This window comes from Sphingobacterium humi (assembly GCF_009768885.1).
Taxonomy (GTDB): domain Bacteria; phylum Bacteroidota; class Bacteroidia; order Sphingobacteriales; family Sphingobacteriaceae; genus Sphingobacterium; species Sphingobacterium humi.
The window spans coordinates 162,441-174,035 of record NZ_WSQA01000007.1 but is presented as its reverse complement, the minus strand read 5'-3'; the positions used below and the strand labels follow the sequence as shown (position 1 = coordinate 174,035).

The window sequence follows — 11,595 nt, the reverse complement described above, 5'->3', positions numbered from 1 at the left end:
TAAAAATTGGATATTAACCACCTTGGGTGGCTGTAATAATGAGAATAGAATCGTGGTTGGAAAGCGGCGTGTGGGGCCATTGCCCCTCCGGGATTACTTGGTTGTTCAAGGCCACAGCAATGCCTTTGCGTGCCTGAGGCAGCTCGATAGCAAGGAGTTCCGCTAAGCTGTTTGGGGCAATTTCGAAAGTTTTGGATTGATGGTTGATGGTCAAATGCATTCCTAATAGATTTTATATGGGTTAAAATACTTTAGGAATGACTACAGGAACGCATACGCACCCATGTGACATCTTACTTTTCCCTACGCCAGTATGATCTGGATCAGGTTATAAGGGTAAAATCTCAGCCTGCACTTCTGCAGACACCCCTAAAGTTCGGGGCTAAGTTAGGAATTATTTTGAGGAAAGCAATTATTTCAACCATGCTGTCGCATTCTGATGGGGCTTACCGTTCTACAAAAAACACAATGTATTAACTAACCTTATGGAAAAAATGAAATTTGTAACCTTTTGGATACCCTTACTTTTACTGAATATATTAAGCGCTTGCTCGAAGGATGCTACGGAAAAGAATGCAGACTATTGGAATGCGAAAGCAGACGAAAAGAGCAAGGAATTGGTCGCCTTATTAGAATCCATTCCCTGTGAAAATGTGGATGATTTTATCCAAAAGACCTATGTGATGTCGTATTACTTAGTTCATCCTTCCATTGAACAGAAAGCCGATAAACTGGCCAAAGAATATGAAATTTTATTCCATAAATGGGTTGATGCCATTCAAAAAGAAGGAGGTGTAGTAGATTTTGCACAAATGAATCCCCCAGTAGGTAGAAGCTGCGTCAATGGTAAAGCAACCCTGCGCTATGCGCAAGAACTGAGCCTCGAAGAAGTGAAGGCCATGATGCCTGGCAAATACGAAGCTGTTAAAGACTTTTATAAGGATGTACCTTGTACTAACCCGAACGATTGGAGTGCCTATTTTCTTCGTTCAGGCTGTTGCCCGGAAGCAGTGGCAATCCATAAGACGATTCGCAGTGCCGAGTTCGTTGAATTGGTGATTACTTATAATGTTTTGGTGCAACGTAAAATGCAATTGGAAGGAACCGTTTGTGAGGGCGGTTGTGCAAATGCAGCAAAACCTGTTGTCTGTAAAGATGGTAAGCCTTTAGTTGAATTAACCCATAATTAAAAGTGGAAAATAAGGAATTCAGCATAGCTGCTAAACAAATAGTTTTTTATTGTTGCTGTTTTTCGTAACTTATGCATTAGAAAAGGTCTTTAAGGCCTTTTTTTATTGGCCAAATCGCATGCAAATTGAACATATTTTAAACGCTATTCATCCCCTGCCATCGGCATCTTTTGAACGTTTGGCGAAGCATTTACAAGAAGTGAACTTCCCGAAAGGCTATCCGCTCTTGGAGGCTAACCGCATTGAACGTAAAATATATTTTTTAAGCAAAGGCTTGGTTCGGGCCTATGCGCCACAAGAAGAGCATGATGTAAGCTTTTGGTTTGGTATTGAGGGGGATGTGATTTTATCCATGCAAAGTTATGTGGCCAAACAAAAGGCTTATGAAAATGTAGAACTGCTGGAAGATAGTAAGCTATATGGCATTGCTATCGAACGCTTGCAAGAGCTTTATCAGGAAGATATTCATATTGCAAATCTGGGTAGGGTGATGGTGGAACGCGAGCTGCTAAAAATGGAGAAACGCTGGATTTCCTCCCAAATTAAATCTGCTAAGGAGCGCTATGATGAACTGATGCAGGATGCGCCACAGATTATCCAACGTGTTCCGCTGAAGTATATCGCTTCCTATCTGCGGATGACGCCTGTCAGCCTAAGTCGTATTCGGAAGGGAATTAAGCAAAGCTGATATTTTAATTATCCTAGGATAATTTTTCCTGTTGTGGGGGGCAGTATTTTTGCATGGTTTTAAAAACATCGCATTTAATTCGAACAACAACATGATACAAAAATTAACTCTTGGAGAAATTATACCGAAAAAAACTTGGCTACGTCTTGCCATAACCTGGATAGTGGTGCTGCTATTTTCCATCTATGGACATGATGTGATGCAGGGCACGATGAGTACCGGAACGGCTATTGCTGTTTTCTTGCTGCTTTTGGCGACTATTATTACTGCGGCCTTCGGCGTCGTGAAAGAAGCCGATGAACTGGCTCATAAACTGGGAGAACCCTATGGCACCCTGATCCTTACTCTTTCCATTGTTTCTATTGAAGTTATTTTGATTGCTGCGGTGATGCTAGGGCCTGGTGATAATGCAACTATTGGGAAAGATTCTATCTTCTCGGTGATGATGATTATCATGAACTTGGTGATGGGTCTCTGTCTCTTGGCAGGAAGCTTAAAATTTGGCGAGCAGGAATATAATGCGCAAGGTTCTTTGGCCTACCACAGCATGATTATTATGCTGGGTGGAATTTCCATGATGCTACCAAACTTTATTACCGGTGCTGGAAATGGGGAATTCTCCTTTGTGCAGGCTATCGTGTTGTCGTCTATGGTGGCGGTGTTGTATGGTTTTTTCCTTTATTTCCAAATGACGACCTATCGCCATCATTATGTGCAACCTGCTGTAGGGATGATGGAGATTCGCTATGCCGAAGCGCAAAAAGAAAAGGAAGCTGCTGCCCAAGATCAATTGACAGCGCCTAAGGATTTCCGAGAATTATTCATTCGGTCTATCGTATTATTGGGTATGATTTTGCCGATTGTTTTATTGGCACATCATATGGCCGTAGTGGTAGATTTTGGAATTAAAGCAGCCCAATTGCCTCCTTTGTTAGGCGGTGTATTAATTGCCATTATTGTATTTACCCCTGAGTCTATGACAGCGGTAAAAGCGGCCTTGAACAACGAGTTCCAACGGGCCATCAATCTATGTCATGGTGCCTTTGTTTCGACGGTAGGATTGACCGTACCAGCCGTATTGGTAGTTGGCTTAATAGCCGATAAGACCGTGCGTTTCGGATTGGCAGGTTATGAAACTATACTATTTGTTGTGACCTTATTGCTAAGCTTAATGACGTTCTTAGGGCGCCGTACTTCCCCTATATTAGGCTTAATGCATATCCTTCTGTTTATTGTATTCATTATGCTGATCTTTTACCCATAGGCAGTGGGGTAGGGTTTGGATACCTGTTAAAAAAGGTTATTGTTCCATTAGGAGGAATATTTTCTGTTATTTTTGTTGCTATTAAACAAGCCAAAAATGCGTAGAATATTCCTCCTTTTTCTTGCTGTTTCCTGGAGCTTGCATTCCATCGCACAGCTAAAAATTCAAGATAGTATCAGTCTGGCGCCAATCGCAGGGGCGAATGTTTACTCCGATTCCGGTACCTTGTTAGGGATGTCAGACATGGAGGGCATCATACAGCTTGACTCCTTAAAAGCAATTCCTAGTAAGGATGTCTTGATTAATCATATTGCCTATAAAAATATAGAGCTTTCCTTTGCTGATTTTAAAAAGGCCAAAGTCATTCTTTTAGCACCCCGACAGATTCCAATTGAGGAAATTGGCATTGTTGATCGGTCTAAATTTGATTACGTCGTGTTAAAAGGCTATTTCAGAAATTACGAAACCTATAATAACAGGTCGCGATATTTGTATGATGGAATCGTGTCGCATTATATTCCTATCAATAAGACCAAGGGCAAGCCGCGCACGCAAATCCATCAATACCGTATATATGCCAATGATGTGGCAAATGAGGAATTAAGAGATACGCAAGGCGAGTTGTTTTATTTCAAACCCATGCTTTCGCCTATGCAAAAGAAAAGCATTGTGGCTCGGGTGGCCGAAGAAGGGAAGCTGATAAAATCTGGCGACCGCTTAATTTTGGAACGCGAGGGGAGACAAGCAGGCTATGCGCAGCTCGGATCAGATGGCAATATGCAAGTTTTCTATAACCTGGTTAGCCCTGGCACAGTGCGCAGCATTAGCTTTTTCCGATTAAAAGCAGAGCTTTATAAGAGTATTATTTTGCATACCTATCGGGGTAAAAACTTAAGCGATCCGGATATCGCCGATTTAAACAGTGCCGTTGTAACTGTTTCTGCCGCCTTCAAGCGTCAGAAAAAATATGGACTCGTTCCTCGTGATTATTCCCATGAATTCTATGTCATGGAGCGAAGTTTTATTACAAATGAAGAATTTAAGGCCTTGAAACCGGAACTCAATAGATCCTCCTTTTTGGAAGAAAAAAGTGACTATAATACCCCCTTTTGGGAGGACTTAGATCGCTTTGATATTCCATCTTTAATCCGTAGTATTTCCAGTAAAATTGGGCAAGAATTGAAGCTGAAATAACGGTTTCTTATTAATTAAGCAACAGCCTTTTTTGAGGTCGAATGGAACAGTAAACCTATTCTGCTTAAATGAGTGCTTTTAGGCTTTGTCGTCAAGATTAAAAGGTGCTGTTTTGGTTGTTTATGCAATACCTTTTTGCCTTCATTAGGAGGTTCATTATTCCTTTTCTTTTTGGTTCTTTATTGCTGCTTTTCTAAGCATAATTGTTGCCTTATGAGTTGATAGCTAGCAGCTGATGTTTTATTAATCTGCCTTAGAGGTGCTTGTAGGTGTATTTCTACAAGATTATTTTTCTCTTGGTATTAAGTTTAGCGGAAAGTTTAATCCTCTAAATTTGTATGATATCACACACAAAAAACACTATTAATTCAAAACCATTAAGCTATGAAAAATTTTAAAGACTTAAACAGCGAGGAGCTTCGTGCTGTAGAAGGTGGAACCATGAGTTTTACAGAATGGTTAACCTTATTTATCAGAACAGGAAATGTTATTGGTAATAAGATCACTGATTTTATTGCTAATTTTCTGGCTAAAATTACCGGAACAAATTAAGTCTCAAGTCCTCCTTTATTTTGATAATTGCAGGGCTTTATTTTTAAGATGTGCTAAGTACATTTTTTCTTCGATAATGAATAAGAGTAGGACCTATGCCTGCTCTTGTTTGTTGTAATATATAAACCATCTTAACGTTTTCTATGCGAGGCAGAAGTATCTACCTTATCTTAGTTCTCTTTTTTCTGGCTGTATTTATAGCCTTACCCTTCATAAAAGTTCCCATCTCAACAACCGCTCCCGGCATTGTTAATGATTTAAATAGTAATAACCCGATAATATCCATGGTAGAAGGGCGTGTGGTAAAATCAAATATTCAGCGCAACAATCAGGTCTTCAAGAAGGGAGATACCTTATTGGTTTTAAATACCGATCAGCTGCATGAATATGCATCCTACCAAAGCCGGCAATTTCAAGACTTTAACGCCCAGCAAGCTGATTTGAATCGCTTAACTGCAGGGAAGATGACGGCCATGCAAACAGGCGTTTATCAGCAGCAGGTGGCGGCCTATCAGGAAAAGATGGGGCAAATCCAATCGGAGTACGACTTGGCGGTTCGTGATTACGATCGGGTCAAAAAGCTTTTTGAAGAAGGGATATACACGCAGGCTGAATACGATAAGAACCGGTATAAAGTAGAAAACCTAAAGCGACAGTTAGAGAACACGCACTCCCAACAGCTGGCGACCTGGCAAGTGGAAAAGCGCGATCTTGAACGTACGCTACGCGAAAATAGACGTGAAATAAATACCACACAACGGCAGATTGCAAACCATGTCATCACCAGTCCGGTAGATGGTCGGCTGGTTGATTTTTCAGGCATCCAACTTAATGCCTTTGTTACGCCGGGAACCCAAATTGGTGTTATTTCACCCGAAGCCTCCTTAGTCATTGAAGCCCAGGTATCGCCTCGCGATATTGGCTTTATCCGGGAAAAACAACCGATAAAAGCGCAGATCGAAACTTTTAATTACAATCAATGGGGTTTGCTCACGGGTGAGGTCTTCGAAATACAAAAGAACCTGCGTTTTACGGAAAACGACAAGGCGCCATTTTTTGTGGTGTATTGCAACATGGATGCGCCTTATTTACAATTGAAAAATGGCTACAAAGGACATATAGAAAAGGGCATGACGGTTAATGTGCGGTTTTATTTGTTAGATAGAACGCTGTGGCAGCTTTTATTCGACAAGGTTGACAATTGGTTGAACCCTAATCTCGGCTAGATGAAGAAAGGAATACGTGTAAAACAGCAGGATTTAAAAGACTGTGGTGCCGCTTGCTTAGCCTCGATAGGAGCCTATTATGACCTCTATTTACCTATTGCGAAAATACGGCAGATCTGCCATACCGATACCCGTGGCACCAATGCCCTAGGACTCGTGGTTGGTTTGGAGAAGATGGGCTTTAAGGCCAAGGGCGTGAAAGCGGAAGAACTTTATCTGGATGGGGTGCCTTTGCCTGCCATTGCCCATGTGGTCAAAAATCAAGTTCATCTGCATTATGTAGTGGTTTATCAGGTGCGCAGGGGCAAGGTTAAATTCATGGATCCTGAGTTTGGAGAAATGCAGGAAATGAGTCAGGAGGAGTTTAATACGATGTGGACCGGAGTATTGATTCTTGCGGAGCCGAATGAATATTTTGAAGCTAAAAACGAAAGGGTTAGTCGGTTTAGGCGCTTTGTGGCCTTAATTCAGCCGCATCGATCTATCCTCTTCCAGAGTTTGCTAGGTGCGATTGTGTATACGGTATTGGGCCTTTCTATGGCCATATATATTCAAAAAATAACCGATTATGTGCTGATTGATGGGAATCTGCGCTTGCTGAATCTATTGTCGGTAGGCATGCTTATTATCCTGTTCTTCCAGATCATTATCGGCTATTTACAAGAACTCTATATTTTTCAGACCGGTCAGAAAATCGATCGGCATTTGATATTAGGCTACTATAAGCATTTGTTGGATTTGCCGCAGCGCTTTTTTGATACCATGAAGATTGGTGAGATCACCTCCCGCATTAACGATGCGGTTAAAATCCGAAGTTTTATCAATGATGTTTCCGTAGAGCTATTGGTTCATTTCTTCACCATTCTGTTCAGCTTTGCTGTTATGTTTACTTACCATTGGCGCTTGGCAACGATTATGCTATTGTCCATACCCTTATATGTGTTGGTGTATGTGGTTGTGAATCGCTTGAACAAGCAGGTGGAGCGGAAGGTAATGGAGGATTCTGCAGTGTTGCAAAGCCAATTGGTGGAATCGTTGAATGCGATGAAAACCGTAAAACAATTTGGCGTGGAGGGTTTTCAGAAAAATAAAACCGATAATGCTTTTGATCGATTGTTGAAATCGGTTTATCGCTCGATGAAGAATGTGCTGTTTTCCGGGAAATCAACGGAGGTTATCTCCCGCATTTTTACCATTATTCTGATTTGGGTAGGGGCATATTTCGTAATCAATAAGGAAATTACAGCTGGCGAACTCTTGTCTTTTTATGCCTTAATAGGCTATTTAACAGGGCCAATAAGCAGTTTGGTGAATGCAAACAAAACGATCCAGAGTGCTTTGATCGCTTCTGACCGCTTGTTTGAAATTATGGACCTAGAGCGCGAGGAAACCCTAGAGAAATTTGATCTGAAACCTTCCCAGATTGGGGATGTGCGCCTGGAGCATATCAGTTTTTCTTATGGCACCCGACGCGATGTGTTCGAAGATTTCTCCTGTACCTTTGAGAAAGGGAAAATTACCGCACTGATAGGCGAAAGTGGATCGGGTAAAAGCACCATTTCTAACCTCCTGCAAAACCTTTACCCTTTGCAGGAAGGGAAAATTCAAATCGGCGAATATGATATCAAGTATATTTCTAATTACTCCCTGCGGAAGTTGGTAGCGGCCGTGCCGCAGCAAATCCACCTCTTCTCGGGAAACGTGATTGATAATATTGCGCTAGGGGATGAGCATCCGGATATGGAACGCATTATTGCCATCAGCAAGGATATCGGGATCTTAAGTTTTATTGAAAGCTTACCGAATGGTTTTCAAACGCACCTCGGTGAAGATGGTGCCTTGTTATCTGGCGGACAAAAGCAACGCATCGCAATTGCACGGGCACTCTATCGGGATCCGGAAATCCTGATTCTGGATGAAGCTACTTCTTCCTTAGATTCCGATGCGGAGAGTTTTGTGCAGGCGGCGCTCCGGAAGTTTAAGGAACAAGGGAAAACCATGATTGTGATTGCGCATCGCTTGAGTACCATCGCAGCGGCTGACAAGATTATTGTGATTGAAGACGGGGCTTTAATTGAAGAGGGAACACACCAGGAATTATTGGCGAAAAATGAAAAGTATGCTTCACTATGGCGAAAACAAGGGTTAGCATTGTCTTAATTTTTGGCTTGATCCTGTTTTGGAAGGGCTTGTTGGCGCAGGATACGACAGTATTTACGCTGGCTAAATGCAAGGAGATTGCCCTTTCGAATCATTATGAAATCCGGGATGCAAGGATCGTTGTGCAGCTCTCGGAAGAGAAGTTAAAGGCCGCAGAAAAGTATTGGATTCCAAGTGTTGAGGCTTACTTTAACAATTATTTTAATGCCTACCCCCGTAATCGGGAAATGGATATTCTGTATGAGTACCTATACAAGTCGGAGTTGGCTCCAACACCGGATAATCCGAGTCAGAATTTTCGCAAGTTATATACAGATTTTAGCAATGAAATGGGCCTGGAAACGAGTATGCTGCTCTATAATTTTGGGGCGCAGGCCTTGCGTGAGCAGCAGCGTAGTTTTGAATTGCTAACAGCGCAATTTGAGCAGCAGGAAGTAAAGAATAAGGTGCTGATGAAGCTTTATGAGCATTATTTTGAGGTGTTGTTGAACCAGCAAATGCTGGCCATCGCGCAAGAGAATGTGGACAATCTTGCGCAGTTATTGCAGCAGTCGACCCGGAAATTTGAAGTGGGGGTAATTACCAAATTTGAACTGGCGCAGGCCAAGCAGGAGTATAATCAAGGGCTGTATGAATTGGCCGCAAAAAAGCTGAACTTGGATAAGACCGTTTTTCTATTGCTTAATTTTCTGCAAGTCGATGTGCCGATTACGCAGGCGCTGGTGAAGGATGTGTTAGCCGAGGCATCGCCCGCTGCGGCGATTTTCCCAACAGATCAAGTGGAGGAAACGATTCAGCAATATGCCGCCGTGCAGGCCGAAAAGAGCCGGCTGATTTCGGTTCAGGAGGATACTAAACTGTTTAAGGCGAACCTAAAGCCTAAGCTATACGGCTATTATGCCTTGGGTACAAACTTTATCCACCGAAACAATAGCGATGCTGTTCGGGATCCCATCCTGGAACAATGGAAAAACAATGTCATCAATCGGGTGGGAATCCGTTTGGCGATTCCTATCGTAAACCGCTATGCTGACCGAAGTATGGTTCAGCAATCGAGGTATAACGAAGAGCGGCAACTGAATGCTATCGCCCATTTGGAAAATGAACTGAAGGGGAAGATTCATGCTGAAATCATGGCCTATAACCAAACCCGTGGCATGATAAACATCGCTGAAGAGCGCATCGAAATTTCTAAGGAGGTGTTTGAGATGTCGATGAAGGCCTATGAGTCGGGTGTGGTGAATATGTATGACCTGAATAAATCGCGGGTGGATTTGTTTAATAATGAAATGAACCTGGCTAAGTTGAAGGTGGAAAATGAACTGCGAAAGGAAATGTTGAGGATTTATTTTAAGTAGGTGTTTTTTGATTATTAATCACTTCTCCTGATATCTTCATTCAGGCGGAAAACCTCTTTGTAAAAGTTACAAAAATCAATAAATATTAAATTTTAGTTTATTTAAACTGTTATTAGGATAAAAATTATAACATTATTTATTTTATTGTTTTGTTCTTTTCTTCTATTATTTATATTTACTGCTAATCTATCTGTGTACCAATTAATCTAATTTGAAAGATTTAGCCTTGTTCAACGATTTCAAGAGCGGCAATGATGATGCCTATCAATGTATATATCAAAAATATGTAAAGGTCTTGGTTCAATATGCAGCACAACGGGTTGAGTCTTTAGAAGAAGCGAAAGATTTGATTCATGATCTGTTTACCAATATTTGGGAAAAAAGGCAAGAGATAGATGTAAAGTATTCTTTAAAGGCTTATTTGTACAGTTCATTAAATAAGCGCATCATTAACCATTATCGCAAAAACAGCTATAAGACCGCCTATTCCAATCACCTTATTAAAATGGATCATCAATTTTACCAAGGGCCTGATAGCTTTGTAGAATATAAGGAGCTGCAAGACCTTATTGAAAAGGCGAAATCAAAGATGCCTCCTAAGGTACGCGAGATCTATCTCTTAAGTAAGGAGGCAAACCTAAGTCATAAAGAGATTTCTGAGCAATTGAATATTTCTGAGCAAACCGTGAAGAATCAGCTTAACACCGCAATGAACATTATCAGAACGGTAGTAAGAAGAGTTATCCTTCTCTGGTTGACTACTTTTATTTTTATGATCATCGTGATCATAAATCTTTGTACAGCACACTAAAAGCTGTTTTAAGCTCTATTTTATAATATTTTAAAAAAAAATCAAAATTCCTATAGTACTTATTTGTGTTCATGTGTCTTAGCTAGTATAAAGAACCTAATAACATGAGCTTAAATGAATTTGAAAATCTCCTGGAGCGGTATATAACAGACTGCTGTACCGATGAAGAAAGGCAATGGATTGAAAATTGGCTTTCGACATCAACACTGTCTGAAGTTAGCCAATGGGACAATTTGCCGACAGCGCAAAAGGATATTTTCGTAGCGGAGCTTTTTGACGCCATTATTTTAGATAACCAATCAGCTACAAAGATTCAGAAATTGCCAGGCCGCCATAAAATAGGTAAATATTCATGGATTGCAGCTTCCTTAGTAATTAGTCTCGCTTCTGCCGCAATGGTATATGTATATCAGGAATATTGGAAACAAGAGCAGATTCAACAGCAGGAACAGCAAGAATGGTTGTCATTAAAGGTTCCAGTTGGAGAGAGTAAGAAAATTGTACTCTCTGATGGGACAGCCGTTTGGATGCAGGGCGGAAGTTCCTTGCAATATCCGAAACGATTTGGTGCTGTTGCAAGTCGAACAGTTCAGTTCGAGGGGGACGGTTTTTTTGAAGTGACAAAAAACCCACAATGTCCTTTTTTTATAAAAATGGAAAAACTGCAAACAAAGGTGCTCGGAACAAGTTTCCACATCCAAGCGTATAAAGAATTGCACAATAAGTCCATTTCTTTAATTGAAGGAAAGATAGCCGTTCATGCCGAGCAAGAAATGCAAGAAAAGGAGAATATAGCCGATGTAATTCTAGTGCCAAATGAAGCGGTAGAATATGACGACCGCCAAGGCACCTTAATCAAGAAACAGTTGAGCAATAATCTGTCTGCTGAATACTATAAAACAGGGAACCTTGAATTTGCTGAAACACCGCTATCTGATGCATTATTCCGTATTAGTCAGATTTATGGCGTTGAAATTCAGGTGAATAATCCCAAGTCAAAACAACATAAAATAACAGCCATATTTTACCGAACGGATCCTATTCGTAAGGTATTGGCAAGTATATCTCAATCTACCCAAAGTAAAGTGGATTGGACGAGTAATAAAATAGCCAAAATAATATTATAAACCTTTAAAATCTACCCGATGTATA

At 41.0% G+C, this 11,595-nt stretch carries 11 protein-coding genes and 1 riboswitch; of the genes, 10 read left to right on the top strand and 1 reads right to left on the bottom strand.

What is annotated here, in order from left to right:
- Positions 1–13 precede the first annotated feature (13 nt).
- Positions 14–220: a sulfur carrier protein ThiS gene (thiS, locus tag GQF63_RS11255; RefSeq protein ID WP_160369328.1), complete on the bottom strand. Its 207-nt coding sequence runs from the start codon at positions 218–220 to the stop codon at positions 14–16.
- A 63-nt stretch (positions 221–283) separates the two neighbouring features.
- A riboswitch (TPP riboswitch) is annotated at positions 284–381 on the bottom strand.
- A gap of 104 nt (positions 382–485) precedes the next feature.
- On the opposite strand from thiS, the gene GQF63_RS11250 reads away from it, so the two are divergent.
- From GQF63_RS11250 to GQF63_RS11205, 10 genes are all read left to right on the top strand, one after another.
- Positions 486–1,190 (top strand): hypothetical protein, encoded by a 705-nt coding sequence (locus tag GQF63_RS11250; protein ID WP_160369327.1) that lies wholly within the window; start codon positions 486–488, stop codon positions 1,188–1,190.
- Between the two features lie 118 nt (positions 1,191–1,308).
- Positions 1,309–1,878 carry a Crp/Fnr family transcriptional regulator gene (locus GQF63_RS11245; RefSeq protein ID WP_160369326.1) on the top strand — a complete coding sequence of 190 codons (570 nt, stop codon included), beginning with the start codon at positions 1,309–1,311 and terminating at the stop codon, positions 1,876–1,878.
- 91 nt (positions 1,879–1,969) lie between these two features.
- Complete coding sequence (locus tag GQF63_RS11240; protein ID WP_160369325.1) at positions 1,970–3,142, top strand: calcium:cation antiporter; 1,173 nt, start codon at positions 1,970–1,972, stop codon at positions 3,140–3,142.
- Between the two features lie 96 nt (positions 3,143–3,238).
- On the top strand, positions 3,239–4,336 hold the full coding sequence (locus GQF63_RS11235) for a peptidase associated/transthyretin-like domain-containing protein (protein ID WP_160369324.1): 1,098 nt from the start codon (positions 3,239–3,241) through the stop codon (positions 4,334–4,336).
- A gap of 384 nt (positions 4,337–4,720) precedes the next feature.
- Positions 4,721–4,888 (top strand): hypothetical protein, encoded by a 168-nt coding sequence (locus GQF63_RS11230; RefSeq protein WP_160369323.1) that lies wholly within the window; start codon positions 4,721–4,723, stop codon positions 4,886–4,888.
- Positions 4,889–5,172: 284 nt separating this feature from the next.
- Complete coding sequence (locus tag GQF63_RS11225; protein WP_212592549.1) at positions 5,173–6,114, top strand: HlyD family secretion protein; 942 nt, start codon at positions 5,173–5,175, stop codon at positions 6,112–6,114.
- On the top strand, positions 6,115–8,274 hold the full coding sequence (locus GQF63_RS11220; protein WP_160369321.1) for a peptidase domain-containing ABC transporter: 2,160 nt from the start codon (positions 6,115–6,117) through the stop codon (positions 8,272–8,274). It abuts the gene before it with no gap.
- Complete coding sequence (locus GQF63_RS11215) at positions 8,244–9,632, top strand: TolC family protein (RefSeq protein WP_160369320.1); 1,389 nt, start codon at positions 8,244–8,246, stop codon at positions 9,630–9,632. The genes GQF63_RS11220 and GQF63_RS11215 overlap by 31 nt, the downstream gene beginning before the upstream one ends.
- 211 nt (positions 9,633–9,843) lie before the next feature.
- Entirely contained in the window at positions 9,844–10,443 is a 600-nt protein-coding gene (locus GQF63_RS11210; protein ID WP_160369319.1) for an RNA polymerase sigma factor, read from the top strand.
- 104 nt (positions 10,444–10,547) lie between these two features.
- Entirely contained in the window at positions 10,548–11,570 is a 1,023-nt protein-coding gene (locus GQF63_RS11205; protein ID WP_160369318.1) for a FecR family protein, read from the top strand.
- The last annotated feature ends 25 nt before the right edge of the window (positions 11,571–11,595 follow it).